We start from the raw sequence: 25,553 nt of genomic DNA, 5'->3' as shown, positions 1-25,553 counted from the left end.
GTCAGTCGCGCAGCGCGAACCAGACGGTCGTGTCGCCGTACTGCTTCTTCACGTCGAGGGTGAGGCCCTCGGGCCAGCCCGGTTCGCCATCGCGCGAGGCGCGTTCGACGACGACGAGGGCCTGCGCGTCGAGCGAGGGCAGCAGGGCCGTGAGGTCGGCGGTGAGGTCGGCGGCCGACAACTCGTAGGGCGGGTCGAAGAAGACGAGGTCGACGAGCGCCGAACCGCCCTCGAGGTAGGACCGCACGGGCTGGGTCACGACGTCGACGCGCGGGGGAGTGCCGCGCGGCGGGCGGGGAGCCCGGGCCAGCACCGACTCGACGTTGCGACGCAGCACCTTCGCGGCGGCCGGGGCCTTCTCGACCAGCACGACCGAGGCGGCTCCTCGCGACGCCGCCTCGAGCCCGAGGCCGCCCGTCCCGGCGTAGAGGTCGAGCACGCGCCGGCCCCGGATCTCGTCGCGCGCGTCGAGCGACGAGAACAGCGCCTCGCGGACCCGGTCGCTCGTGGGCCGCGTCCCGACCTTGGGGACGACGAGCGAGAGGTTGTCGGCGAAGCCGGAGATGATGCGGGACATGGGGTCAACCTTGCCAGGTCGTCACCCGCCACCCGTCGCCCGTCGGGTTCGAGCATCCCGACAACGCGCGACCGTCGACTCCCGCGCCCGGTCGTCGGACCTGCACAACCGAGTTGTCGCCACCCGCCCGCGTCGGCAGCATCGGGTCCCATGACCAGCGTCGATCGCACCGTGAGGCCCTCGTTCACCAAGTCGCTGTTCGCGGGGCGCATCGCCTCCGAACTCGCCTTCCCGTACCCGCACATGACGGCGGCCGAGAAGTCCCGGGTCGAGACGGTGTCCGCGTCCGCCCGCGAGGTGCTCGCCGGCTACGACCCGCTGAAGGCGGAACGCGAGGGGTGGATCGGCGACGACCTCGTGCGCGAGCTGGGCGAGCGGGGCCTGATGGGACTCTTCGTCTCCGAGGAGTACGGCGGTCTCGGGCTCGGCCAGAGCGCCTACTGCCGCGTGTACGAGGAGTTCGGTCGGGTCGACGGCACCCTGGCCACGGTCATGGGGGTGCACCAGTCGATCGGCACCAAGCCGCTGCACCTCTTCGGCACCGACGACCAGAAGGCCCGCTGGTTGCCCGACCTGGCGAGCGGCCGCAAGCTCGCGGCGTTCGTGCTCACCGAGCCGAACGTCGGCAGCGACGCCTACGCGCTCGAGACCCGGGCCGAGCGGCAGAGCGACGGCAGCTGGCTCCTGAACGGCGAGAAGCGGTGGATCGGCAACGGCGACAAGGACGTCCTGACGGTCTTCGCGCAGAGCGACCTCGGGCACGTCGCGCTGATCGTCGAGAAGGGCATGGAGGGGCTGAGCGCCGGCCCGCGGTTCGAGACGCACGGCCTCAAGGCCAACCACCTGCAGCGCGTGCACTTCAAGGACGTCCGCGTGCCCGCCGAGAACCTGCTCGGCGAGCCCGGTGACGGCTTCCGCATCGCCGTCAACACGCTCAACAACGGTCGCATGTCGATGGGCACGGCCATCGCGGGCGGCATGAAGCGGTTCCTCGAGCTGAGCCTCGAGCACACGGAGGCGCGGCACCAGTTCGGCAGACCGCTCGCGGACTTCGAGATGGTCGGCGACAAGCTCGCGTGGATGACCCAGCAGATCTACGGCGTCGAATCGATGTCGTACCTGACCACGGGCCTCGTCGACCGCGGCGACACCGACTTCGCCCTGGAGTCCGCCCTGACCAAGGTCGCGGCGAGCGACACCGGCTGGTACGCCCTCAACCGGGCCGTCCAGCTGCACGGCGGCGAGGCGTACATGGAAGGTCACCCGCTGTCGAAGGCCCTGCGCGACTTCCGGATCTTCCCGATCTTCGAGGGGGCCAACGACGTCCTCCGCGCGTTCGTCGCCCTCAACGGGCTCAAGACGCTCAGCGAGGAACTGCCCGACGTGGCGTCGCTCCGCATCGGCGACCCGGGGCGGGCGCTCGGGGTGCTCGCGCCGTACGTCGCGGGCCGCGTCCAGCGTCGCATCCGGCCCGAACGGCCGGTCGGGGTCCATCCCGCGCTCGCCAAGCAGGCCGCCGAGCTCGGCGACCAGGTCTCGCGACTGCGCGAGCGCACCGAGGGCGCGCTCCGCAAGCACGGCAAGAAGGTGCAGGAGAAGCAGCTCGTGCAGAAGCGCCTCGCCGACGCGGCGAGCGGCATCTACGCGCAGACGGCCGTCCTGTCCCGCGCCTCGACGGCCCTCCAGGAGGCGCGGGCCGACTCCGACGCGGAGCGTCACCTCGCCGTCGGCTTCTGCAAGCAGTCCGCGCGCGGGGTGGGGCGGCAGCTGAGGGCCCTCGAGGTCAACGACGACGGGCACGGGGCCGACCTCGCGAAGGCGACCCGCGCCTCCGGCGGGTACTCCTTCACCCTCTGACGCCGGGAGGCGCGTCCGCCGGGGGCGGGCGATGTCGGGGGCGCGCGCTAGCGTGGTGTGCGTGCCCGACTCACCCCTCGACGCGTCGCTGGCCGGGGCCCTCGGCGGCCGGACGGCCACCGCCCTGCAGAAGGCCTTCGGCCTGCGCACGGTCGGCGACCTGCTGACGCACTTCCCTCGGCGCTATGCCCGCCGGGGCGAGCTCACGGCCCTCGACCAGCTGCCGCTCGGCGAGTCCGTCACCATCGTGGCCCAGGTGCTCGACGTCCGCGAACGCACGATGCGGGCCCGGCGCGGGTCGATCCTCGAGGTGCGCATCGGCGACGGCCAGGGCATCCTCACGCTCACCTTCTTCAACCAGGCCTGGCGGGCGAAGGACCTCGTGCCCGGCGCCCGCGGCATCTTCGCGGGCAAGGTCGGCGACTACCGGGGGCTCCGTCAGCTCGCGCACCCCGACTACGAGCTCTTCGACGCCTCGCACGAGGCCGTCGCCGGGGTCGGCGACCAGCAGGCCCAGAAGTGGGCGAAGCAGCCCATCCCGATCTACCCGGCCAGCGCCTCCGTGGCGTCCTGGCAGGTGCAGAAGTCGGTCGAGGTGCTGCTCGACGGACTGCCGCCGATCGACGACGCGGTGCCGGCGTCGGTCCGGTCCGAGCTCGACCTCATGCCCGTGTCCGAGGCGTACGAGCGCATCCACCGGCCCGAGAGCGATCGTGACCACCTCACGGCTCGTGACACCCTGCGGTTCGACGAGGCCTTCGTGCTGCAGAGCGCGCTGCTCCAACAGCGGGCCCTCGTGCGTCGATCGGCCGCGACCCCCCGTCGTGCCGCCCCCGACGGCCTGCTCGCCGTCTTCGACGCGGCCCTGCCGTTCGAGCGGACGGGTGACCAGCGCCTGGTCGGCGACGAGATCACCCGCGACCTCGAGGCCGAGGTGCCCATGAACCGCCTCGTGCAGGGCGAGGTCGGCTCGGGCAAGACCCTCGTCGCCCTCCGGGCGATGCTCGCCGTGGCCGAGAGCGGTGGGCAGTCGGCCCTGCTGGCTCCGACCGAGGTGCTCGCGGCTCAGCACCTGCGGTCGATCACGGCCACCCTCGGGCCCGACCTCGCCGCCCGACTGCGCCCGACCCTGCTGACCGGCCAGATGACGGTGGCCCAGCGCAAGAAGGCACTGCTCTCCATCGTCAGCGGGCAGGCGCACGTCGTGGTGGGCACCCACGCACTGATCAGCGAGGCCGTCGAGTTCTTCGACCTCGGCCTCGTCGTCGTCGACGAGCAGCACCGCTTCGGCGTCGACCAGCGCGAGGCGCTCCGCAAGAAGGGTGCCACGCCGCCGCACGTTCTCGTCCTCACGGCGACGCCGATCCCACGCACCGTGGCCATGACGGTCTTCGGCGACCTCGACGTCTCGACCATCGCCGAGCTGCCGAAGGGCCGTCAGCCGATCGAGTCGTTCGTCGTCCCCCTGGCCGACCACCCGACCTGGGGCGGCCGCATCTGGCAACGTTCGGCCGAAGAGGTCGCGAAGGGGCGACAGGTCTTCGTCGTGTGCCCGGCGATCGACGCGGTGACGGCCGAGCCGGGTGACCCGCCCGACGCCGAGGTCGCGCCCGGTGACGACCCCGACGGTGCCGAGCCCTCCGACGCACCGGCGCCGGAACGCGCCAGCGTCGAGGGGGTCATGGCCCGGGTGCCCACCATCCCCGTGTTGCAGGGCCTGCGGGTCGAGCCCCTGCACGGCCGCATGTCGTCCGACGAGAAGGACGACGTCATGCGCCGCTTCGCGGCCGGTGACATCGACGTCCTCGTCGCGACGACGGTCGTCGAGGTGGGGGTCGACGTGCCGAACGCCTCGACCATGGTCGTGCTCGACGCCGACCGCTTCGGCGTCTCGCAGCTCCATCAGCTGCGCGGCCGCGTCGGCCGTGGCGGCCACCCGGGCCTCTGCCTGCTCGTCACCCACGCGGCGGCCGACACCGTGGCCCGCGAGCGGGTCGACGCGGTCGCGGCCACACTCGACGGCTTCGAGCTCGCGCAGGTCGACCTCGACCTGCGCCGAGAGGGCGACGTGCTCGGCAACCTCCAGTCGGGCGGCCGCTCGTCGCTCCGGCTGCTGAGGGTCGCCCGCGACGGCGACCTCATCGGACTCGCCCGCGAGCACGCGGCCGAGGTCCTCGACGCCGATCCCCGCCTGGTCGACCACCCCGCCCTCGCCGCCGCCATCGCGCGGCGCCTCGACGACCGGGGCCGCGAGGCCATGGGCAAGAACTGAGCCGGTGGTGACGCGTGACGCGTCCTCGACCCGGTCCTCGCCCTGGGCATCCGTCCGGGGTCGGCGGGCTACAGTGACCGGATGAGCAGGATCGCCGTCGTCCCGGGTTCGTTCGACCCGGTGACCCTCGGTCACGTGGACGTGATCGCCCGGGCCGCCAACATCTTCGACGAGGTCCACGTCCTCGTGGTGCACAACCCCGAGAAGAGCGCGTTGTTGCCCCTGGCGCAGCGGGTCTCGTTGCTCACCGAGTCGCTCCGGGCGGCGGGGCTGCCCGACACCGTCACGGTGCACAGCTGGAGCGTCGGGTTGCTCGTCGACTACTGCACCGAGGTCGGGGCGAGCGTGCTCGTCAAGGGCATCCGCTCGCAGGTCGACGTCGCCTACGAGACCCCGATGGCGATCATGAACCGCAGTCTGGCCGGTGTCGAGACCGTCTTCCTGCTGCCCGATCCCGCCCACGCGCACGTGTCGAGCTCGCTGGTGCGACAGGTGGCCTCGCTCGGCGGCGACGTGTCGCCCTACGTGCCGGCGGCCGTCGCCGCCTACCTCAGCACGACCTGACCCCGACCCCACCCGACGAGGACGCCGCGATGACCACGACCAACGACCACACCGTCGAGCCCGCCGCCGTCCGGGCGGCCGGCTCCGGTCCCACGATGTCGCTCGACGAGGTCCAGCAGCGGGCACGGGGCGTCCTCGAGGCCGTGGCCACCGTCATCGACGGCAAGGACGGCGCCATCTCGACGGCGCTCACCGTGTTGCTCGCCGAGGGCCACCTGCTGATCGAGGACGTCCCCGGCGTCGGCAAGACCCAGCTCGCCCGAGCGCTTGCCAAGGCCGTCGACGCGACCGTGACCCGCATCCAGTTCACCCCCGACCTGCTGCCGAGCGACATCACGGGCGTCTCGGTCTACGACCGGCAGAGCGGCGGCTTCGAGTTCAAGCCCGGTCCGGTCTTCGCCAACGTCGTCATCGGCGACGAGATCAACCGTGCCTCGCCGAAGACGCAGTCGGCGCTGCTCGAGAGCCTCGAAGAGCGCCAGGTGACGGTCGACGGCATCACGCATCCCCTCCCGTCGCCCTTCCTCGTCGTGGCGACGCAGAACCCCGTCGAGATGGAGGGCACCTACAACCTGCCCGAGGCCCAGCGCGACCGGTTCATGGCCCGCATCTCGCTGGGGTACCCGGACGCCCGCAGCGAGCTGCGCATGCTGCAGCAACGCGAGCGGGTCAGCCCTCTCGACACCCTGCGCCCGCTGGTGTCGCTCGACGAGCTCACGCGCATGATCGCCGCCGTCCGCACCGTCTACACCGCCCAGGCCGTCGAGGAGTACGCCGTGCGGATCGTCCAGGCGACCCGGGTCCACCCCGACGTGCGGCTCGGGGCCAGTCCCCGCGCGACTCTGCAGCTCATGCGCGCGGCGAAGTCCTGGGCCGCGCTCAACGGCCGCGGCTACGTGGTCCCCGACGACGTCGACGCCCTCTCCGGTCCCGTCCTCGGTCACCGGGTGATCCTCGCCGGTCGAGCCGGTGCCGGTGCCGCCTCGGCGGCCTACGACCTCGTGGCCGAGATCGTCGAGCAGACCGCCGTCCCGCTCGGCGACGCGGCCGACGCGCGCTGACCATGGGACGGGGTGGGGTCCCCAGGCCGACCGGCCGTGGCGTCGGCGTGCTCGCCGCCGGGGTGCTGGTCGTGCTCGTGGGCTGGCTGCTCCAGGCCCCCGCCCTCGTCTTCGCCGGCACGACCCTGGTCGTGCTCATCGTGGCCGTCACGATCTCCTTGCTGTTCCGCACGGCCGACGTGCGGGTCACCCGTCGCTTCACTCCCGACCGGGGCGTCGCGGGGTGGTCCGCCGTCGAGACGGTCGCGGTCCTCCCTCGTGGGGGGCGGACCTCCGGCACCGTGCGGGTCCGCGAACAGCTGCCGTTCGGACGACTGTCCGATGCCGAGGCCGCAGCCGTCCTGCTGGTGCCGGGCCGCGCCTCCTCGGCGGTCTTCCGCCACCACGACCTGCCGCGCGGCCGACACCGCATCGGCCCGCTGCACGTCGACCTCGTCGAGTCGTACGGCGTGGCCCGTCGACGGGTCGTGGCCGCCGGCGTGGCGGAGTTCGTCGTGGTGCCCGAGGTCGTCGAGGTGGGACTCGGCCGCGAGTCCCGTGCGCTGGGCGACGGGTCGAGGCGCCAGCGCGAGCACAGCCTGGCCGGCGGCGAGGACGATCCGGTCACCCGCGAGTACCGCCGGGGCGATCCGATGCGACGGGTGCACTGGAAGGCCACGGCGCGGCACGGCGAGCTCATGGTCCGGCAAGAAGAGCAGCACGGCCTGCCGAGTGCGCGGGTCGTCATCGCCGTCGCGGCCGAGGGATGGCCGGACGCCCGTCCGACCCTGCCCCCGACGAGCAGGGTCGGGGTCAGGGCGGCGACGGCCGCGATTCCTCTCGTCAGCGACGCCTTCGAATGGGCGGTGTCGTTCGCCGCGACGGTCGCGGTCGAGGTGGGCCACGCGGGCTCGGCGACCCTGCTGACGACACCCGGCGGCACGCTCGTCGCCCGGCACGATCCCGACTCGACCACGATGTTCCTCGACGACCTCGCCGACCTGCGGCTCGACGACGCGCCCGGGGCGCCCGCTCCGGCCCCGTCACCCCGGGAGCCCGTCGTGGCGGTCGTCTCCGGGCTGGGCCGACCCGACCTCGACCTGCTCGTCGCCTCGAGGGCCCCCGGATCGTCGGCGGTCGCGGTCGTCGTCACGGCCGCGCTGCCCCTCGGCGCCGGCCTGACCTCGCGACCCACCCGCCCCGCCGACGGTCGTGCTCGGGCCGACGACCGCGTGCTGACCCCCGACGAGGTCGCCGGTGCGCTGCGTGACTCGGGCTGGCGGGTCGTCGAGACCGACTCGAGCGTCGACGTCGGCCGCCTGATCACGACGTCGGGAGTCCTCGATGACTGAGTCGCCGACCCGCACGGGGTTCTTCGGTGCCGAGCCCGCGGGCGCCGTCCGCGGGCAGACCACGGCCCTGCTCTGGCTCGTGCTCGTCCTGTCGCTCGCGAGCCTGCACCCCGTCTTCGTCGGGATCGGCTGGTGGGTGGCCGGGGCCGTGGTGGCCGCCGTCGTGCTGGGCGGTTCCCTCGTCGTGCGGGCGCTGGGGGGCGCCTCCTGGCTGGGCGTCGTCGGTGGGGCGGTGCTGGGCGCCCTCGTCACGACGGCGTTCGCCTCGGGCGGCACGGCCCTGCTGGGCGTCGTGCCGACGGGGTCCACCTTCGCGCGCCTCCCCGAGCTGTCCGCGCAGGCGAACGCGGCGATCGTCGAGGGCTCGGCCCCCGTCGAGGTCAACGACGGCCTGCTGGTCACGGTCGCCCTCTCGGTGCTCGTCGTCGCCGTCGTCACCGACCTGCTGTCGTCGGTGGGGCAGCTGCCGGTCGTGACCGGGGTCTTCCCCGCCCTCGTGCTGGCGGTGCCGACCTTCGTCCCGGGCGTCGTCACGAGCTGGCCCTGGGTGGTGGCCACCGTGCTGGCCTTCCTGGTGCTGCTGATGGTGTCCACCGGCCGACGACCCTCGCGCGCCGGCCTCGTCGGAGCCGCCGCGTCGGTCGCCGTGGCGGGGTTGCTGACGGCCGTCGTCCCGCTCACGGGCGTGGCGCCGTTGACCGGTTCGGGCACCGGGACCGGACTCGCGACCGGCGTCAACCCGATCATCGACCTCGGCGACGACCTCCGGCGGGGGGCCCCGGTCACCGTCCTGTCGTACCGGACCGACGACCCGCAGGGCAACTACCTCAAGCTCGTCGACCTCGTCGACTTCTCGGGCCGCACCTGGAGCCCCGCCGACGTGCCGCTCGACCCGCTCAACACGCTCGACGCGCTGCCCGACGCTCCCGGCATCGACCCCGGCACCGCTCGACGCGACGTCACGACCGACGTCACGATCGGGGCGCTCCGCAGCCCGTACCTGCCCGTGCCGGTGCCGCCCGCGACCATCGAGGGCCTGGACGACGGGTGGCGGTTCGTCGACGAGAGCGGCGTCACCGTCCGCAGCGATTCCGAGGGCACGCAGGGCCTCGAGTACGAGGTGACGAGCCGGCCCGTCGATCCCAGCCCCGAGCAGGTCGTCGCCTCGCTCGACGACACGGGGCCCGACATGGCGCCCTATCTCTCGGTGGACGAGGTGCCGCAGTCCGTCACCGACCTCGCGGCGCAGGTGACGGCCGGTTCCGCGAACCCCTTCGACGCGGCCGTCGAGCTGCAGGACTTCTTCCGCGACGGCGACTTCACCTACTCGGAGGACACCCCGGTCGAGCGCGGCTACGACGGCAGCGGCCTCGACGCGATCGAGACGTTCCTGCAGGTCCGCAGCGGGTACTGCGTGCACTTCGCCTCGGCGATGGCCGTCATGGCGCGGACGCTGGGCATCCCGTCGCGGGTGGCCGTGGGCTTCCTGCCGGGCGACCTGCAGGGCGTCGGCGACGACGCCGCGTTCCGGGTCAGCAGCGACGACCTGCACACCTGGCCCGAGCTGTACTTCGCCGGACTCGGGTGGGTCCCCTTCGAGCCGACCGTCGGCCTCGGCGCACCGCAGCAGTACCTGCAGCAGACCGGCGTCGAACCGAGCGACGTCCCGAGCGACGACGCCAGCACCGCGCCCGACGCGAGCACGGCGCCTTCGGCGTCGGCCGCCCCGACGAGCGCGGCCCCGGGCGCGAGTGCCACGCCGACGTCCACCGCCTCCGGCCAGGGAGCCGGCGGCGGTCCCGTGCCGACGATCGCCCTGTCGGTGCTCGCGGCGCTCGCGCTGGCGGCCCTCGTCGTCCCCTCGGGGCTGCGGGCCGGTCGCCGTCGCCGCCGCCTGTCGGCGTCGCCTCCCGACCTGGCCCTGCACGCCTGGCATGAGGTGGTCGACACCGCTCGGGACCTCGGCGTCCCGGTGACGGCCGCGATGACACCTCCCGCCGTCGCCGACCTGCTGGCGCAGCGACTCGCGGCTCTCGGCGACGGTGCCGCGGCGACGACGTCACACGCACCGTCCGCCGGCCGGACGGCCACGGCCCAGGAGGCGCGGGCCGCGTCCGTCGCGCTGCTGGACGCCCTGCAGGCCGAGCGCTTCGGAGCCGAACCGGCCGCCCGACAGGTGCAGGCGGACGCACGTCGGGTCATCGCCGGGCTCCGGGCCTCCTCGTCCGTGGGGCAGCGTCTCACCGCCACGATCGCGCCGCGGTCGCTCGTCGGGGGCACGGAGGCGGCGTCCGGCTCGACGGCGTAAACTCTTCGTTCGTGCCTCATTTCACCCAGACCCCCTACACCGTCCCGGTGTTCGACCTCGTGCACCGTCCGGGCGAGATGCGCGAGCACGAGCTCGACGTCGTCGTGCCCGAGAAACTCGGCGAGGGCCAGATCTCGGTGCCGAAGGGTGCCGAGATCGCGATCGACGTCAAGCTCGAGGGGCTGCACGACGGCATCCTGGTGTCCGCACACGTGTCGGGCACGGCGGTCGGCGAGTGCAGCCGATGCCTCCGTGACATCTCCGAGCCCGTCGAAGTCGATTTCGCCGAGCTTTTCGCGTACGATGTCGACGAAGCTTTTGACTATCAGGTTCAAGACGATCACGTGGATCTTGAACCCGTGGTCAGAGACGCAGTGGTTCTGTCACTGCCCTTCCAGCCGGTCTGTCGGCCGGATTGTCCGGGCCTCGACCCCGAAACGGGCGAGCGTGTGGACGACATCCCCGACTACCAGCCCCGCGAGATCGCCGACCCCCGCTGGTCGGCACTGGCAGGGTTCCAGGCTGAATCGGCACCCGCCGACGGCACGTCACAGGGCACCGGTCACGACGACCAGCGCCCGGCCGACGAGCAGCACTGAACACCACCGCGTCACCCACCATCGTCAGACCCAGGCACCCGCGAGGGTGCCGACAGAGAGAAGAGAAACCCATGGCCGTCCCGAAGCGCAAGCAGTCACGCTCCAACACGCACGCTCGTCGTTCGCAGTGGAAGGCCACGCCGGTCCAGCTCGTCAAGACGATCGAGAACGGCAAGGTCACCTACAGCCTCCCGCACCGTGCCAAGGTCGTCGAGGACAGCGCCGGCACCGCCCTGTACATGGAGTACAAGGGCCGCAAGGTCGCCGACGTCTGATCACCGACGTGAACCCGTCCACCCCCGCGGTGAGCGCATGAGTCAGCCCGAGTCGAGCCCTGGTGCCGACCGGGCTGTTCTCTTGTCCCGACTGCAGATCGAGCTCAGCGACGACCTGATCGACCAGGCGTTGACCCACCGGTCGTACTCGTACGAGCACGGCGGTGTCGGCAACAACGAGCGCCTCGAGTTCCTCGGCGACTCGATCCTGGGCCAGGCCGTCACGGTCATGCTCTTCACCGAGAACCCCGACCTCGACGAGGGCGACCTCGCCAAGCGTCGGGCCAGCCTGGTCAGCACCGTCGCCCTGGCCGAGGTGGCGCGGATCATCGGACTCGGCCCGCACCTGCGCCTCGGTCGCGGCGAAGAGCTGACCGGTGGTCGCGACAAGCACTCGATCCTGGCCGACACCGTCGAGGCCATCATCGGGGCGACCTACCTCGAGGCCGGCGGTGAAGCCGCCACGGCGCTCGTCCTGCGTCTCGTGGCTCCTCTGCTGGTCGACCCGGATCGCTTCGGCGCCGCGATGGACCCCAAGACCAGCCTGCAAGAACTAGCAGCGACCCTCGGCAGGGGCATGCCCTCGTACTCGGTGACCGACAGCGGGCCCGACCACGACAAACGGTTCCACGCCGTCGTCGCCCTGGGCGACGACCAGGGAGTCGCCGAGGGGTCCGGCAGCAGCAAGAAGCAGGCCGAGATGGCCGCCGCCCTCGGGGCGTGGACGTCCCTCAACGCGTCGGCTGCCGGCGTAGCCGCCGCCCGTCGGGCCGCCGCCTCCGTCGACTGACCGTGCCCGAACTGCCCGAGGTTGAGGTCGTCCGTGCCGGTCTGCACCCGGTGGTGTCCGGCGCCGTGGTGACGGCCGTCGAGGTGCTCGACCAGCGGTCGCTCAAGCGACACCGTGGTCCGAGCGACGACTTCGTCGACCGGCTCGTCGGCGGCACGATCGATTCGGCCGTCCGCCGGGGCAAGTTCCTCTGGTTCCCCTTCGAACCGGTCGAGCGGCACGAGCAGCCCCTGGCCCTGGTCGCGCATCTCGGCATGAGCGGGCAGGTGTTGCTCCGCAGCCGGGATGCCGAGCCCGACCGTCTGATGCGCATCCGGCTCGACGTCGAGAGCCCGTCGCTCGGCCCCGTGCGGCTCGCCTTCGTCGACCAGCGCATCTTCGGCTCGATGGCCCTCGACGAGACGGTGCCCACCCTGGACGGGCGCGCGGCGGGGTTCGCCGGCCCGCGCCTCCTGGGTTCCGACGTCCTGGCCGCGGGGGAGGCCACACCCGGCACCACGACCGCCACGACGACCGTCGGCACCGACGCCGACCCGGCCGCCTGGGTGCGCCGCGTCCCGCAGCAGGTCTCGCACATCGCGCGCGACCCGCTCGACCCGGCCTTCGACGAGGCGCGGGTGATCACCCGTCTGCTGGACCGCCGCACGGCGGTGAAGCGGGCGCTCCTCGACCAGGGTCTGCTGAGCGGGGTGGGCAACATCTACGCCGACGAGAGCCTCTGGGCCGCGCGGGTGCACCCCGAACAGCCCACCGAGTCGTTGTCGAGGGCTCGGGCGCGGGTGCTGCTGGCCGAGGTGCGGGTCGTGCTGCTCAAGGCCCTCGGCGAGGGGGGCACGAGCTTCGACGCCCAGTACGTCAACGTCAACGGCCAGTCGGGCTATTTCAGCCACAGCCTCGCCGCGTACGGGCAGCAGGGGCGTCCGTGCCCACGGTGCGGCACGCTCATCGTGCGCGAGGCCTTCATGAACCGGTCGAGTCACTTCTGCCCCCGCTGCCAGCGGGTGCGCACGCGCTGAACCCCGACGGCCGAGGGCGTCCGCCTCCCCGGTCCGCGGGGCCTCCGCCCCTATCCTTGAGCGCGGGTCACCACCCGTCACGAGTCCCGAGGAGGCGCGGCGCATGTACCTGAAGAGCCTCACGCTCAAGGGCTTCAAGTCGTTCGCCTCCGCGACCACGTTCGCCTTCGAGCCGGGGGTCACCTGCGTCGTCGGCCCGAACGGTTCGGGCAAGAGCAACGTCGTCGACGCCCTCGCCTGGGTGATGGGCGAGCAGGGGGCGAAGAACCTGCGCGGCGGCAAGATGGAGGACGTCATCTTCGCCGGCACGTCGACCCGCGGTCCGCTCGGTCGGGCGCAGGTCGTGCTGACGATCGACAACTCCGACGGGGCCCTGCCCATCGACTACACCGAGGTGACGATCAGTCGGACGCTCTTCCGCAACGGGGGCAGCGAGTACGCCATCAACGGCGAGGGCTGTCGGCTGCTCGACGTGCAAGAGCTCCTCAGCGACTCCGGCCTCGGCCGCGAGATGCACGTCATCGTGGGGCAGGGGCAGCTCGACGCCGTGTTGCGCGCCACTCCCGAGGACCGCCGGGGCTTCGTCGAGGAGGCCGCCGGCATCCTCAAGCACCGTCGTCGCAAGGAGAAGACCCTCCGCAAGCTCGAGGCCATGCAGACGAACCTCACGCGCCTCAGCGACCTCGCGGGCGAGATCCGCCGCCAGCTCAAGCCGCTCGGGCGCCAGGCCGAGATCGCCCGTGAGGCGCAGACCATCGCGGCGGTCGTCCGCGACGCCCGCGCCCGTCTGCTGGCCGACGAGGTCGTCGCCCTCCGCGAGTCGCTCACGGCCCGGTCGAGCAGCGAGGCCGAGCGCAAGAGCGAGCGCCTCGTCCTGCAGGGCCGCCTGGACGAGAACAAGCAGCGCGAGCACCGCCTCGAGCAGGCCATGGTCGGCGACGCCGTCGACGAGGCCCGCCGGGTGGTCTTCGGACTCGAGTCGGTCCACGAGCGCCTGCGCAGCCTGTCGAGCCTCGCGCAGCAGCGACTCCAGCTGCTCGCCCAGCAGGGGGACCGACCCGCCGTGGCGACCACCGTCAGCTCGGGCATGGTCGCCGACGCCCGCGACGAGGCCGAGCGCCTGCGCGGCGACGTCTCGCAGGCAGAGGCGGCGGTGGGACAGGCCGGGGCCGACCTGGCCACGGCCCGGGCCTCCCTCGACGCCCTCGACGTCGAGATCCAGGCCCAGAGCGTCCTCGTCTCGCAGCACGACCTCGAGGCGACCCGCCTGCGCGGCGCCCTCGAGGCGGCACGGTCGGGGCTCGCGGCCGTCCGGGGCGAGCAGCTGCGGCAGCGCGCGGCACTCGAGGCCGCCGAGGCGCGTCGCGACGCCGGGCGGGCCGAGTACGCCGAGCTCGAGCAGCGGTCCCCGCGGGCCGACGCCGACGGCGTCGACCACGCCGCCGTCCAGGCCGAGGCCGAAGAACAGCTGTCGAGCCTCACGGCGAGCGTCGACGAGCGGCGCGACCGCCTGCACGCGGCCGAGCGTGAGCGCGACGCCCTCGCGGCCCGCCGCAGCGCGCTCTCGCTGGCCCTCGACCAGAACGACGCCACGGCCGCCCTGGTCGCCGCGGGCCGACCGGGCATCCGCGGCCTGGTGGCCGAGCACGTGCAGGTGAGTCCCGGCTACGAGGCCGCCGTCGCGGCGGCGCTCGGCAGCGTGGTCGACTCGGTGCTGGCCGACGACGTCGAGGCCGCCGTCGATGCGGTCGCGCACGCCACCGAGGCCGAGCTCGGTCGTGTCGAGGTCGTCGTGGCCGAGCCCGAGCGGCCCCGGTCGACGCTCGACGTCGACCTCCCGGCCGGGACCGTCGCCGCCACGGCCGTCGTCACCGCGCCTCCCGGGGTGCTGGGACTGCTGGCCGCCACCGTCGTGGCCGACGACCTCGCGGTCGCTCGCTCGGCCTGGCGGGCACTCGCCGGCCACCCGGTCCCCGTGACCGTCATCACGCGGGCCGGCGAGGTGCTGACCGACTACGTGCTGCGCGGCGGGTCGGGCGTCGAGCGGTCGCGTCTCGAGCTCGTCGCCGAGCGTGATGCGGCCGCCGAGCGGCTCACCGGCGTGGCCACCGAGATCGAGCGGCTCGCTCCCGGGCTCGCCGAGCTCCGGGAACGGCTCGCCACGACGCGCACACGCGCGAAAGAGGCAGCGGCCGCCGCCCGGGACGAGGAGGCGCGGGTCACCTCCCACGGGCAGCAGCTCGGTCGTCTGCGTGCCCGGGTCGAGGCCGCCGAGGCCGAGGTCGATCGGCTCTCGGTCGCGCTCGACGCGTCGGTCGAGGCCGTCGACGCCGCGAGCCGCGCCGTCGACGCCGCCGCGGCCGCCCACGACGAACACGCCGCCCGCCCGCGTCCGCTGCTCGACGCGTCGGCGCGCGACGGCCTGCTGGCCGAGGTCGAGACGGCGCGCGCCGTCGAGACCGAGCGCCGCATCGCCCTCGAGACCGTCCGCGAACGGGTCCGGGCCGAGATCGCCCGGGCCGAGGCCCTGCAGCGTCAACTCGACGAGCAACGGGCGGCCGCCGAACTCCAGGCCCGTCAGACGGTGGTGCGGCATCGCCAGATGGCCGCCACGTCGTCGGTGCTCGAGGCCCTGCCGCCGACCCTGGACGCCGCGGCCCGGTCGGTGGCCGAGGCGCGCGCGGTCCTGGCGAAGGCCGAGGCGGCCCGGACCGAGCAGAACACCGAGCTGCAGGCGCTCCGCGGAGCCGAGCGCGAGCTGCGCGACCGGCTCGCCACCGTGACCGAGAGCGTGCACGGCCTCGAGATGGAGATCTACGAGAAGACGCTGCACCTGTCCGGGCTGCTCGAACGGGCCGGCTCCGAGCTCGGCCTCGTCGAGGACGTCCTCGTCGCCGAGTACGGACCGCACGTGCTCGTGCCGAGCGACGACGAGGTCGCGACCCGCCCGTCCGTGGACGACGAGGTCGACCTGGTCGACGTCGACGCCGCGGGCGAGGACGACGCCGCGGGCGAGGACGACGCCACGGGGGAGGGCGCTGGCCGTGCCGCCCGCGGACCCGACGGTGCCGCCGACCTCGACGACGCGACCCTCGCCGGGGCCGCCACCGCGCCTCCTCGGGGCGTGCCCTTCGACCGCGCGACGCAGCAGCGCCGGCTCGCCGTGGCCGAGAAGAAGCTCGCCCGGCTCGGCCGGGTGAACCCCCTGGCCCTCGAGGAGTTCGCGGCGCTCGAGCAGCGCCATCTCTTCCTGACCGAGCAGCTCTCCGACCTGACCGGCACCCGCGCGGACCTGCTGACGATCATCGACGAGATCGACGACAAGATGCAGACCATCTTCGCGAGCGCGTTCGCCGACACCCAGGCCGCCTTCGACCGGGTCTTCCCGATCCTCTTCCCGGGGGGCAGCGGTTCGCTCCACCTGACCGACCCCGACGACCTGCTGGCGACCGGGATCGAGGTGACGGTGAAGCCCGCCGGCAAGAAGATCGAGCGGCTCTCGCTGCTGTCCGGGGGCGAGCGGTCGTTGGCCGCCGTGGCGTTGCTGATCGCGATCTTCAAGGCCCGGCCGAGCCCGTTCTACATCATGGACGAGGTCGAGGCGGCCCTGGACGACGCCAACCTCGGCCGGTTGTTGACGATCTTCGAGGACCTCCGCGAGTCGAGCCAACTGATCGTCATCACGCACCAGAAGCGCACGATGGAGATCGCCGACGCCCTCTACGGCGTCTCGATGCGTCAGGACGGGGTCAGTGCCGTCGTCGGCCAGCGCGTCGTCGCCGAGCGCGGCACCGCCGCGGGCGGCACGGCCGAGCGCAGCATCACCGACGCCTCCTGAGCCCCCCCCGACGCGAAACGCAGGAGGCGCGACCTGCGCGGCCGCGCCTCCTGCGTTCTCGCCGCGCCCCGTGGGGAACCGGGGTGTCAGTCGATCGGCGTGTCGACGACCCCGCCGTTGATGCTCAGCACGTGCCAGGCGGTGCCGTCCCACTCGACGGTGTTCGCCGCGGCGTTCTCGATGTGCGGCACCTCGCGACCGAGGATCTCGGCGAGGGTGAACCGGATGATCGTGCCGTGGCAGACGACGACGATGTGGGCGTCGTCACCGTCGAGGGGCAGCCGCGTGTCGCGGATCATCTCGAGGGCGCCGAGTCCGCGGGCCGCCACCGACTCGCGCGGTTCGATGTCGGGGTAGTCCGCGTTCGGCTGGTCGGGGATCGGCGACTCGGGGGTGCGGCCCTCGTGCGACGCGTAGTCGCGCTCGATCAGTTCGTCGTAGGCGTCACCCAGCTCGATGCCCAGTTCGGCGGCGATGATCTCCGCGGTCTCGCGGGCACGCCCGAGTGGCGACGACACGATGGCGCTCCACTCGACGCCGGCCAGCAGGCGAGCCGCCTCGAGGGCCTGGCCGCGGCCCGTGTCGTTCAGGGGGATGTCCGAGGAGCCCTGGAGCTTGTCGGCGAGGTTCCAGTCGGTCTGACCGTGGCGGATGAGTTCGAGGCGCATCGGGGTGTTCCGTTCCGTGGTGCGGCCGCGGGGGTGCCGCGGGGGAGTGGCGACGGGCGGCCCCGGTGGGGGCCGCCCGTCGGGGGATCAGTGGTCGTCGTCGGTGCTCGCCGTGACGTCGGCCTTCGCGCGGGCGTCCCGTCGGGTCTTCGCGAGGCTGGCGACGGTCGCGACGGCGATCGTCAGCACGATGAAGCCGAGGGAGAACCAGATCGGGATCTCGGGGATCCAGGTGATCGGCTCGCCGCCGTTGATGAACGGCACCTCGTTGACGTGCAGGGCGTGGAACAGCAGCTTGACGCCGATGAAGGCGAGGATGACCGCGAGGCCCTGGGCGAGGTAGACGAGGCGCTCGAGCAGGCCCGAGATGAGGAAGTACAGCTGGCGCAGGCCGAGCAGCGAGAACGCGTTCGCCGTGAAGACGATGTAGGCCTCTTGCGTGAGGCCGAAGATGGCCGGGATCGAGTCGAGCGCGAAGAGCACGTCGGTCAGGCCGATCGCGACCATCACGAGGAAGAGCGGGGTGAAGAGGCGCTTGCCGTCGACCTTGGTGGTCAGCTTCTGGCCGTCGTAGTCCTGCGAGGTGGGGATGACGCGGCGCAGGGCACGGATGAGCTTGCTGTCCGCCTCGTCCTTCTCGTCGTCGCCGTGGCCGCCCTTGACCTGGCTGTAGGCGAGCCAGAAGAGCAGGATGCCGAAGAGGTAGAAGACCCACGAGAAGTTCTCGATGATGACGACGCCCGCCGCGATGAACAGACCACGCGACAGCAGGGCGATGGCGATGCCGACGAGCAGCACCTTCTGCTGGTAGATGCGGGGCACCGCGAAGCTCGTCATGATGATGAGGAAGACGAACAGGTTGTCGACCGAGAGGGCCTTCTCGGTGATGTAGCCGGCGAAGTACTCGCCACCGAAGGTCCAGTTCGAGAAGACGCCGACCCCGACGCCGAACAGGACGGCGATGCCGATGTAGACGCCCGACCAGATGGCCGATTCGCGGATGGTCGGCTCGTGCGGCGTGCGCACGTGACTGAAGAAGTCGAAGAACAGCAGGCCGATGATGCCGGCGATGGTGATCGCCCAGGTCAAGAAGTGGACGTCCATGTGTGTACCTCCAGTACGCAGCGGGTACCGAAGGTCTCCTCCACTCGCGACGCGTCCTGATCAGGACGGCTGCGAACCGGTGCACCGGGTCGAGATCGGTCTCTTCCGTATTGACGACGCCACCGCGTGGGAGTACTCCCCTTCAACCTGGCGAGCTTACAGCCTCTGCACGTCCGCGGTCTCGCCCGGGGCCGAATATGCTGGCCCGCATGGCTTCTCCCTGGTCCCTCTCCGGTGCCCTCCGTGGCATGTTCGCCAAGAAGACGATCGACGAGACCACGTGGGACGACCTCGAGGCCGCCCTGATCGGCGCCGACTTCGGCCCGGACGTGACCGAGCAGATCATCGACGACCTGCAGGCGAAGGTGCAGCGCTACTCGACCACCGACCCCGCCGACCTCAAGCGCATGCTGCGCGAGACCCTCGAGGAGCGCCTCTCCAAGCTCGACTCGACCCTCAAGCTCAGCGCGCGACCCGCCGTCGTGCTCATGGTCGGCGTCAACGGCGTCGGCAAGACGACCACCATCGGCAAGTTCGCCAAGTTCCTCCGCAACTACGACCGCTCGGTCGTCGTGGGCGCGGCCGACACGTTCCGGGCCGCGGCCGTCGAGCAGGTCGCGACCTGGGCCGATCGGGCGGGGGCGCGCATCGTCCGCCCGCAGCAACAGGGGCAGGACCCCGCGTCCGTGGCGTTCCAGACGGTCGAGCTCGCCATGCGCGAGGGCATCGAGATCGTCCTGATCGACACCGCCGGGCGCCTGCAGACGAAGTCGGGCCTGATGGACGAGCTCGGCAAGATCAAACGCGTCGTCGAGAAGCAGACCGAGATCGCCGAGGTGCTGCTCGTGCTCGACGCGACGACGGGTCAGAACGGCCTCGCCCAGGCGCAGGCCTTCATCGAGCACGCCGGGGTCACGGGCCTCGTGCTGACGAAGCTCGACGGTTCGGCCCGCGGCGGCTTCGTCCTCGCGGTGCAAGAACAGACGGGCATCCCGATCAAGCTGGTCGGGCAGGGCGAGGGCATCGGCGACCTCACGGGCTTCACGCCGCACGTGTTCGTCCAGAACCTCATCGCGTAGCGAGCCCCGGCGGGCACGGGTCACACGGCCTGGCGCCCGGCCCCGGCCTCGAGCAGGTGTCGCAGGGCCTCGGGCACGACCTCGCCCCGCGCCTCGGTCGCCCTCGCCCAGAGTCGGCCCGCCCGGTACGACGAGCGCACGAGCGGCCCGGCCAGCACGCCGCTGAACCCCATGTCCTCCGCGATCTCCCGGAAGTCGACGAACTCGTCCGGGTGCACCCATCGCGCCACCGGCAGGTGTCGCGGGCTGGGACGCAGGTACTGGGTCAGCGTGATGACGTCGGTGTGCGCCTCCCTCAGGCGCTCGAGGGCGTCGATCACTTCGTCGCGTTCCTCACCCATGCCGAGGATGAGGTTCGACTTGGTGACCAGGCCGGCGTCGTGCCCCTGCCGGATGACGTCGAGCGACCGCTCGAAGGTGAACGCGGGGCGGATGCGCTTGAAGATGCGCGGCACGGTCTCGACGTTGTGGGCGAAGACCTCGGGACGGGCGTCGAAGACCTGCGCGAGCAGGTCGGGGCGACCGTTGAAGTCGGGGACGAGGATCTCGACGCCCGTGCCCGGGTTCAGCTCGTGGATGCGACGGATGGTCTCGGCGTAGAGCCACGCGCCTCCGTCGTCGAGGTCGTCGCGCGCGACGCCTGTCACGGTCGCGTAGCGCAGCCCCATCTCGCGCACCGACTCGGCGACCGACAGGGGCTCGCGGCGGTCGATCGGGCTCGGCCTGCCCGTGTCGATCTGACAGAAGTCGCAGCGCCGCGTGCACTGCGAGCCGCCGATCAGGAACGTGGCCTCCCGGTCCTCCCAGCACTCGAAGATGTTCGGGCAGCCGGCCTCCTGGCAGACCGTGTGCAGTTTCTTGTCGGCCACGAGCTCGGTCAGGGCGCGGTACTCGGGGCCCTGCCTCGCGGTCGTCCTGATCCAGGTCGGCTTCTTCTCGATCGGGGTCTCGGCGTTGCGGGCCTCGACGCGCAGCAGGCGTCGTCCCTCGGGGGCGGTCGTCGTCATCGGTGGGCTCCCACGGGGTCGGGTCGGGCCGGCACGCGGCCGACGGTCTCGAGGCTGGTCAGGTAGGCGGTCAGGGAGGTCTCGAGGGCGTCCGCGACGTCGGTCACGGCCACGCGCCTCCCGGAGGCGCGGGTCAGGCTGGTCACGCCGGCGTCGCTGATGCCGCAGGGCACGATCCCGGCGTACGGCGACAGGTCGGCGTCGCAGTTGAGGGCGACGCCGTGCATCGTCACTCCCTCGGCGACCCGCACGCCGACCGCCGCGACCTTCTCGTCGCCGAGCGGTCCGCGCACCCAGGCGCCGCTGCGCCCCTCGACGCGGACGGCCGACACCCCGACGCCCGAGCACACGGCGATCAGGCACGCCTCGAGCGCCCGGACGTGGGCGACGACGTCCAGCGGTTCGGGCAGGCGGACGATCGGGTACGCCACGAGCTGGCCGGGGCCGTGCCACGTGATGCGTCCGCCGCGGTCCACCCGGGTCACGGGGGAGCCGTCGCGCGGCAGGTCGGCGGGCTGCGTCCGCGTGCCCGCCGTGTACACCGACGGGTGCTGGCAGAGGACGAGGGCCGAGTCCAGTCGGCCGGCCACGACGTCGGCGTGCAGCTCGCGCTGCAGGCGCAGGCCCTCGTCGTAGTCGAGTGGCGGGCCCGTGAGGCCCGTGCGTCGCGTCGTGGTCACACCCCGAGGCTAGGCCCATTGATGCACTCGGTACAACAACGACGGGCCGAGGAGGCGCGGCCACGCAGCACAGGAGGCCGACGGTCGGTTAAGATGGGCGCACCATGGCCACTTTTGGAACCCTCTCCGACCGCCTCGCGGAAACGTTCAAGAACCTCCGCAACAAGGGCAAGCTGAGCCCCGCCGACGTCGACGGCACCGTGCGTGAGATCCGTCGTGCCCTGCTCGACGCCGACGTCGCGTTCGACGTCGTCAAGGCCTTCACGAACACGGTCCGCGACCGCGCCCTCGGCGACGAGGTCAGCAAGGCGCTGAACCCGGCGCAGCAGGTCGTCCAGATCGTCAACGAAGAACTGGTGCAGATCCTCGGTGGTCAGCAGCGCCGGCTCGAGTTCGCGAAGAACCCGCCGACCGTGATCATGCTCGCGGGCCTCCAGGGTGCCGGCAAGACGACCCTCGCGGGCAAGCTGGCCAAGTGGCTCGCGAAGGACGGCCACACGCCCATGCTCGTGGCGGCCGACCTCCAGCGCCCCAACGCGGTGACGCAGCTGCAGGTCGTCGGTGAGCAGGCCGGTGCCCACGTCTTCGCGCCCGAGCCGGGCAACGGCGTCGGCGACCCCGTCAAGGTCGCGAAGCAGGCCATCAAGTACGCCCGCGACAAGCAGTACGACACCGTCATCGTCGACACGGCCGGCCGTCTCGGCGTCGACGCCGAGCTCATGAAGCAGGCCGCGAACATCCGCAAGGCGGTCGATCCCGACGAGGTGCTCTTCGTCATCGACGCGATGATCGGTCAGGACGCCGTCGCGACCGCCAAGGCCTTCCAGGACGGTGTGGACTTCACCGGCGTCGTGCTCTCCAAGCTCGACGGAGACGCCCGCGGTGGTGCCGCACTCAGCGTGGCCTCGGTCACCGGCCGCCCCATCATGTTCGCCTCGACGGGTGAGTCGCTCGACGACTTCGAGCCGTTCCACCCCGACCGCATGGCGAGCCGCATCCTCGACCTCGGCGACATCCTCTCGCTGATCGAGCAGGCCCAGCAGGCCTTCGACGAAGAAGAGGCGATGGCGGTCGCGCAGAAGATCGCGACCGACTCCTTCACGCTCGACGACTTTCTCACGCAGATGCAGCAGCTGCGCAAGATGGGTTCGATCAAGGGCATGCTCGGCATGCTGCCGGGTGCCAAGGGCATGCGCGAGCAACTCGAGAACTTCGACGAACGCGAGATCGTCCGCACCGAGGCGATCATCCAGTCGATGACCAAGCAAGAGCGAGCGATGCCCAAGCTGCTCAACGGCTCGCGTCGCCTCCGCATCGCCCGCGGTTCGGGCATGACGGTCACCGACGTCAACCAGCTCGTCCAGCGCTTCGAGCAGGCGTCGAAGATGATGAAGACCGTCGCCAAGGGCGGCGTGCCCCAGGTGCCCGGCATGGGGCCGATCCCCGGGGCCTCGTACGCCGGCAAGAAGGCTCAGCCCAAGAAGAAGGGCTCCAAGGCCGGCAACCCGGCCAAGCGTGCCGCACAGAACGCCGCCCTCACCACGGGTGCCAGGCCGGCGTCCTCGGCTCCCGGCGGCTCGGGCTTCGGGCTCGGCGGCGGCGGGGCCGCCGCGGGTGGCGCGGCGCCCTCGCCCGAAGAACTCGCGTCGCTGCAGAAGATGCTCGGGCGCGGCTGAGCCGACCCGCGCCTCCTGTCGGTCCTCGACGCCCGCCCCGCCTGATGCGGGGCGGGCGTCGTCGTGTGCCCGTCGCGCCGCAGGCGGCTGGTCATTCGGCTGCGGACAGCCCTTCGTCGAACTCGCGGACCAGCGACGCCACGACGGGGCGCAGGTCGCCCCCGTGCGCGGCGGCGACGGTGAGCTGGCGTTGGTAGCTGGCCCCGCGGTCGGTGATCGTCGCGAGCGAGTGCAGTTCGTCGAGGCAGCCGAGGCGTTCGGCCGCCGGCTCGAGCGACGTCACGAGTTCGCGCAGGTCGTCCGTCACCAGTCGTTCGTCGCCGGCCGCGTTCTGGATCACGATGGCGTCCATGCCGTAGCGGGCGGCGCGCCACTTGTTCTCGCGGACGAACCACGGCTGCATGCTCGTCAGGGTCTCGCCGCGGTCGAGTCGCTCGGACATGTCGTCGACGAGGCACTGCACCAGTGCCGTCACGGCGGCGAGCTCGTCGGTCGTCGCGATGCCGTCGAAGACGCGCGTCTCGAGGGTGCCCCACTTCGGTGAGGGGCGGAGGTCCCAGCGCAACTCGCTGTGGTCGTCGATCACGCCGGTGTGGGTCATGTCGGCGACCATGGCCTCGTACTCGGACCAGGTCGCGAACTGGGGCGGCAAGCCCGCCGTCGGGAGCTGCTGGAACATCAGGGCGCGGTTCGAGGCGTACCCGGTCTCCTCGCCGACCCAGAACGGGCTCGACGCCGTCAGCGCCTGGAAGTGCGGCAGGTAGGTGAGCATGCCGTTGAGGATGGGCAGCACCTTGTCCTGGTCGTCGATGCCGACGTGGACGTGGACGCCCCAGATCATCATCTGGCGGCCCCACCACCGCGTCCGGTCGATCAGGGTGGCGTAACGCTCCTTGTCGGGCGTCACCTCCTGGTCGGCGTAGCGGCTGTAGGGATGCGTCCCGGCGCACATGAGGTCGGCGCCGAGCACGGAGGCCGGGCCCCGGACCAGGTCGATCGTGCCCCGGAGGTCGTCGACGGCGTCGGCGACCCGGCGGTGCACGCCCGTGACGACCTCGACCGTGTTGGTGAGCAGTTCGGTGGTCAACCGTTCCGGACCGCCGTCGTTGACGTGGGCCAGGTCGGCGAGGATCGCCGGGGCGTGCGGCGCCAGTTCTCCCGACTCGTGGTCGACGAGGGCGAGTTCCCACTCGACGCCGAGGGTCGACCGCTCTGAGGTCGTGAAATCGATGCGCATCCGCGTGGCCTTCCCGTGGGCGTCAGGGCGGTTCCATCCTGCCAGTCGGGTGCCGGTCGGGGCCGTCCGGCGGGCCGGCCTGCGCCGCCCGTGACGTCCGGTGACGCCGAGGAGGCGCGGTGTCGGACACGATGCGACGCAATTCGTGCAGATGGCCTTTCGTCTGCAACAATGGGAGGTCGAGTCTTCTGTCGTCCGACCCTCTAATCAGACGACGTTCGACTCCCATCAGAGCTTTCGAGCCGAGTGTGCCCCCACGCTCACGGCTGGCAACTCGCCCACATCACATCACACAGGAGAATTGTGGCTGTCAAGATCCGTCTCAAGCGCATGGGCAAGATCCGCGCCCCCTACTACCGCATCGTCGTCGCCGACTCGCGCACCAAGCGTGACGGTCGCGTCATCGAAGAGATCGGCAAGTACCACCCCACCGAGGAGCCCTCGTTCATCGAGGTCGAGTCCGAGCGTGCGCAGTACTGGCTCGGCGTCGGCGCTCAGCCGACCGAGCAAGTCGCCGCTCTGCTGAAGCTCACGGGCGACTGGGGCAAGTTCAAGGGCGACGCCGACGCCGTCAGCACCGTCAAGACCAAGGCTCCGAAAGAGGCCTTCGTCGCCGACGAGAAGAAGAAGCCGGTCCTCGTGCCCAAGACCGAGAAGCCCGCGGCCAAGGCCGAGGCTCCCGCCGAGTCCAGCGACGACGCCGAGACCACCGAGGCGTAGTCGGTGCTCGCACCTGCACTCGAACACCTCGTCCGGGGGATCGTCGATCACCCGGACGAGGTGCAGGTCGTGGAGAAGAACTCCCCACGAGGCGACGTCCTCGAGGTGCACGTCCACGCGGACGACCTCGGTCGCGTCATCGGCCGTGCCGGTCGCACCGCCAAGGCCCTCCGGACCCTGATCACCGCGCTGGCCGACGGCAAGCGGGTCCGGGTCGACGTCGTCGACGGCGATCTCTAGAACCGTGCCGTCCGACCGCAAGACCGAACTCCGGGTGGGGCGCCTGACCAAGGCCCACGGCCTCAAGGGCGCCCTCAAGCTCGAACTCTTCACCGACACCCCCGAGCAACGCTTCGTGCCGGGTGCCGTGTTCCGCCTCCAGGTGCCCGCCGACAGCGCCTGGCACGACAAGACCCTCACCCTCACCGAGCTGCGCTGGTACAACAGCCACCCGGTGGGCTTCTTCGACGGGGTCGACGACCGCACGGCGGCCGAGTCGCTCGTCAAGGCGATCCTCTGGGTCGACCAGGACGCCGACGAACTGCCCCACGAGGCCGACGCCTGGTACGACCACCAGTTGGTCGGCCTCCGCGTCGAGCGTGACGGCGTCGTCGTGGGCACCGTGGCCCGGGTCGACCACCTGCCGGCCCAAGACCTGCTCGCGGTCGACACCGCGTCGGGCGAAGTCCTCGTCCCGTTCGTCTCGGCCCTCGTGCCGAAGGTCGACGTCGAGGGCGGCGTGGTCGTCGTGACCCCGCCGCAGGGGCTCTTCGAAGAGCTGGCCGACGACACCGACGACGAGCCGGCCTCCGACGACGTCGACCGGTCGGTCGCCGACGGTGTCGACGAGCCGGCCTCCGACGGCGAGTCCGCTCCCGACGACGAGCGCTGACC

22 protein-coding genes are annotated in these 25,553 nt (G+C 71.9%); 16 read left to right on the top strand and 6 right to left on the bottom strand.

Translation table 11 applies throughout. From position 1 onward, the window contains the following. Position 1: 1 nt before the first annotated feature. Complete coding sequence (gene rsmD, locus EDF21_RS04000; RefSeq protein ID WP_123570363.1) at positions 2-577, bottom strand: 16S rRNA (guanine(966)-N(2))-methyltransferase RsmD; 576 nt, start codon at positions 575-577, stop codon at positions 2-4. 150 nt (positions 578-727) lie between these two features. On the opposite strand from rsmD, the gene EDF21_RS03995 reads away from it, so the two are divergent. The 11 genes from EDF21_RS03995 to EDF21_RS03945 all read left to right on the top strand — a co-directional run bounded on the left by EDF21_RS03995 (position 728) and on the right by EDF21_RS03945 (position 16,488). Further along, complete coding sequence (locus tag EDF21_RS03995; RefSeq protein ID WP_123570362.1) at positions 728-2,434, top strand: acyl-CoA dehydrogenase family protein; 1,707 nt, start codon at positions 728-730, stop codon at positions 2,432-2,434. Between the two features lie 31 nt (positions 2,435-2,465). After that, entirely contained in the window at positions 2,466-4,706 is a 2,241-nt protein-coding gene (locus EDF21_RS03990; protein WP_123570361.1) for an ATP-dependent DNA helicase RecG, read from the top strand. An 81-nt stretch (positions 4,707-4,787) separates the two neighbouring features. Then, on the top strand, positions 4,788-5,270 hold the full coding sequence (coaD, locus tag EDF21_RS03985; protein WP_056046215.1) for a pantetheine-phosphate adenylyltransferase: 483 nt from the start codon (positions 4,788-4,790) through the stop codon (positions 5,268-5,270). 29 nt (positions 5,271-5,299) lie between these two features. Beyond that, on the top strand, positions 5,300-6,331 hold the full coding sequence (locus tag EDF21_RS03980; RefSeq protein WP_370274447.1) for an AAA family ATPase: 1,032 nt from the start codon (positions 5,300-5,302) through the stop codon (positions 6,329-6,331). Between the two features lie 2 nt (positions 6,332-6,333). Further along, positions 6,334-7,662 (top strand): DUF58 domain-containing protein, encoded by a 1,329-nt coding sequence (locus tag EDF21_RS03975; protein WP_123570360.1) that lies wholly within the window; start codon positions 6,334-6,336, stop codon positions 7,660-7,662. Next, the gene (locus EDF21_RS03970; RefSeq protein ID WP_123570359.1) at positions 7,655-9,970 is read left to right on the top strand and encodes a DUF3488 and transglutaminase-like domain-containing protein; all 2,316 of its coding nucleotides are present in this window, start codon (positions 7,655-7,657) and stop codon (positions 9,968-9,970) included. The genes EDF21_RS03975 and EDF21_RS03970 overlap by 8 nt, the downstream gene beginning before the upstream one ends. Before the next feature lie 77 nt (positions 9,971-10,047). Beyond that, the gene (locus EDF21_RS03965) at positions 10,048-10,569 is read left to right on the top strand and encodes a DUF177 domain-containing protein (RefSeq protein WP_082452364.1); all 522 of its coding nucleotides are present in this window, start codon (positions 10,048-10,050) and stop codon (positions 10,567-10,569) included. Positions 10,570-10,640: 71 nt separating this feature from the next. Next, complete coding sequence (gene rpmF, locus EDF21_RS03960; protein ID WP_043593937.1) at positions 10,641-10,844, top strand: 50S ribosomal protein L32; 204 nt, start codon at positions 10,641-10,643, stop codon at positions 10,842-10,844. Between the two features lie 37 nt (positions 10,845-10,881). Beyond that, complete coding sequence (gene rnc / locus EDF21_RS03955) at positions 10,882-11,634, top strand: ribonuclease III (RefSeq protein ID WP_056046210.1); 753 nt, start codon at positions 10,882-10,884, stop codon at positions 11,632-11,634. Between the two features lie 2 nt (positions 11,635-11,636). Continuing rightward, a complete protein-coding gene (locus tag EDF21_RS03950) occupies positions 11,637-12,650 on the top strand; it encodes an Fpg/Nei family DNA glycosylase (RefSeq protein WP_123570358.1) in 1,014 nt (337 codons plus the stop codon). A gap of 103 nt (positions 12,651-12,753) precedes the next feature. Beyond that, positions 12,754-16,488 (top strand): AAA family ATPase, encoded by a 3,735-nt coding sequence (locus EDF21_RS03945; RefSeq protein WP_123570357.1) that lies wholly within the window; start codon positions 12,754-12,756, stop codon positions 16,486-16,488. Between the two features lie 86 nt (positions 16,489-16,574). Here the strand turns inward: EDF21_RS03945 and EDF21_RS03940 are convergent, their stop codons facing one another. Then, complete coding sequence (locus tag EDF21_RS03940) at positions 16,575-17,156, bottom strand: histidine phosphatase family protein (protein WP_056046205.1); 582 nt, start codon at positions 17,154-17,156, stop codon at positions 16,575-16,577. A gap of 87 nt (positions 17,157-17,243) precedes the next feature. Further along, the gene (locus tag EDF21_RS03935; RefSeq protein WP_123570356.1) at positions 17,244-18,260 is read right to left on the bottom strand and encodes a TerC family protein; all 1,017 of its coding nucleotides are present in this window, start codon (positions 18,258-18,260) and stop codon (positions 17,244-17,246) included. Between the two features lie 197 nt (positions 18,261-18,457). Between EDF21_RS03935 and ftsY the strand changes: the two genes are divergently transcribed. Beyond that, positions 18,458-19,339 (top strand): signaling recognition particle receptor family protein, encoded by an 882-nt coding sequence (gene ftsY, locus EDF21_RS03930; protein WP_369794381.1) that lies wholly within the window; start codon positions 18,458-18,460, stop codon positions 19,337-19,339. Between the two features lie 20 nt (positions 19,340-19,359). Here the strand turns inward: ftsY and lipA are convergent, their stop codons facing one another. Together lipA and lipB are read right to left on the bottom strand one after the other, a co-directional pair. Further along, positions 19,360-20,346, bottom strand: a complete 987-nt coding sequence (gene lipA / locus EDF21_RS03925) for a lipoyl synthase (RefSeq protein WP_123570355.1) — start codon at positions 20,344-20,346, stop codon at positions 19,360-19,362. After that, positions 20,343-21,026, bottom strand: coding sequence for a lipoyl(octanoyl) transferase LipB (lipB, locus tag EDF21_RS03920; protein ID WP_123570354.1), 684 nt, complete (start codon positions 21,024-21,026; stop codon positions 20,343-20,345). Before lipB ends, lipA begins: the two co-directional genes overlap by 4 nt. 104 nt (positions 21,027-21,130) lie before the next feature. On the opposite strand from lipB, the gene ffh reads away from it, so the two are divergent. Further along, entirely contained in the window at positions 21,131-22,702 is a 1,572-nt protein-coding gene (ffh, locus tag EDF21_RS03915; protein WP_123570353.1) for a signal recognition particle protein, read from the top strand. 91 nt (positions 22,703-22,793) lie between these two features. Here the strand turns inward: ffh and EDF21_RS03910 are convergent, their stop codons facing one another. Beyond that, positions 22,794-23,939, bottom strand: coding sequence for a glutamate--cysteine ligase (locus EDF21_RS03910; protein ID WP_123570352.1), 1,146 nt, complete (start codon positions 23,937-23,939; stop codon positions 22,794-22,796). Positions 23,940-24,242: 303 nt separating this feature from the next. Between EDF21_RS03910 and rpsP the strand changes: the two genes are divergently transcribed. The 3 genes from rpsP to rimM are packed head-to-tail and all read left to right on the top strand — an operon-like array spanning position 24,243 to position 25,551. After that, positions 24,243-24,659 (top strand): 30S ribosomal protein S16, encoded by a 417-nt coding sequence (rpsP, locus tag EDF21_RS03905; RefSeq protein ID WP_123570351.1) that lies wholly within the window; start codon positions 24,243-24,245, stop codon positions 24,657-24,659. 3 nt (positions 24,660-24,662) lie between these two features. Then, the gene (locus EDF21_RS03900; RefSeq protein ID WP_043596309.1) at positions 24,663-24,899 is read left to right on the top strand and encodes an RNA-binding protein; all 237 of its coding nucleotides are present in this window, start codon (positions 24,663-24,665) and stop codon (positions 24,897-24,899) included. Between the two features lie 4 nt (positions 24,900-24,903). Next, positions 24,904-25,551 (top strand): ribosome maturation factor RimM, encoded by a 648-nt coding sequence (gene rimM, locus EDF21_RS03895; RefSeq protein ID WP_233568352.1) that lies wholly within the window; start codon positions 24,904-24,906, stop codon positions 25,549-25,551. The last annotated feature ends 2 nt before the right edge of the window (positions 25,552-25,553 follow it).

Origin of the sequence: Frigoribacterium sp. PhB118, assembly GCF_003751725.1 — a bacterium.
In the GTDB taxonomy this organism is placed as follows: domain Bacteria; phylum Actinomycetota; class Actinomycetes; order Actinomycetales; family Microbacteriaceae; genus Frigoribacterium.
The sequence above is the reverse complement of the archived record's forward strand: the minus strand, read 5'-3'. Positions and strand labels throughout refer to the sequence as shown.

What these genes read in the sequence shown, in the direction of transcription:
- rsmD (WP_123570363.1), bottom strand. Translation starts at nt 577, where the DNA reads ATGTCCCGCATCATCTCCGGCTTCGCCGACAACCTCTCGCTCGTCGTC.
- EDF21_RS03995 (WP_123570362.1), top strand. Translation starts at nt 728, where the DNA reads ATGACCAGCGTCGATCGCACCGTGAGGCCCTCGTTCACCAAGTCGCTG.
- EDF21_RS03990 (WP_123570361.1), top strand. Translation starts at nt 2,466, where the DNA reads ATGTCGGGGGCGCGCGCTAGCGTGGTGTGCGTGCCCGACTCACCCCTC.
- coaD (WP_056046215.1), top strand. Translation starts at nt 4,788, where the DNA reads ATGAGCAGGATCGCCGTCGTCCCGGGTTCGTTCGACCCGGTGACCCTC.
- EDF21_RS03980 (WP_370274447.1), top strand. Translation starts at nt 5,300, where the DNA reads ATGACCACGACCAACGACCACACCGTCGAGCCCGCCGCCGTCCGGGCG.
- EDF21_RS03975 (WP_123570360.1), top strand. Translation starts at nt 6,334, where the DNA reads ATGGGACGGGGTGGGGTCCCCAGGCCGACCGGCCGTGGCGTCGGCGTG.
- EDF21_RS03970 (WP_123570359.1), top strand. Translation starts at nt 7,655, where the DNA reads ATGACTGAGTCGCCGACCCGCACGGGGTTCTTCGGTGCCGAGCCCGCG.
- EDF21_RS03965 (WP_082452364.1), top strand. Translation starts at nt 10,048, where the DNA reads ATGCGCGAGCACGAGCTCGACGTCGTCGTGCCCGAGAAACTCGGCGAG.
- rpmF (WP_043593937.1), top strand. Translation starts at nt 10,641, where the DNA reads ATGGCCGTCCCGAAGCGCAAGCAGTCACGCTCCAACACGCACGCTCGT.
- rnc (WP_056046210.1), top strand. Translation starts at nt 10,882, where the DNA reads ATGAGTCAGCCCGAGTCGAGCCCTGGTGCCGACCGGGCTGTTCTCTTG.
- EDF21_RS03945 (WP_123570357.1), top strand. Translation starts at nt 12,754, where the DNA reads ATGTACCTGAAGAGCCTCACGCTCAAGGGCTTCAAGTCGTTCGCCTCC.
- EDF21_RS03940 (WP_056046205.1), bottom strand. Translation starts at nt 17,156, where the DNA reads ATGCGCCTCGAACTCATCCGCCACGGTCAGACCGACTGGAACCTCGCC.
- EDF21_RS03935 (WP_123570356.1), bottom strand. Translation starts at nt 18,260, where the DNA reads ATGGACGTCCACTTCTTGACCTGGGCGATCACCATCGCCGGCATCATC.
- ftsY (WP_369794381.1), top strand. Translation starts at nt 18,458, where the DNA reads ATGCTGGCCCGCATGGCTTCTCCCTGGTCCCTCTCCGGTGCCCTCCGT.
- lipA (WP_123570355.1), bottom strand. Translation starts at nt 20,346, where the DNA reads ATGACGACGACCGCCCCCGAGGGACGACGCCTGCTGCGCGTCGAGGCC.
- ffh (WP_123570353.1), top strand. Translation starts at nt 21,131, where the DNA reads ATGGCCACTTTTGGAACCCTCTCCGACCGCCTCGCGGAAACGTTCAAG.
- EDF21_RS03910 (WP_123570352.1), bottom strand. Translation starts at nt 23,939, where the DNA reads ATGCGCATCGATTTCACGACCTCAGAGCGGTCGACCCTCGGCGTCGAG.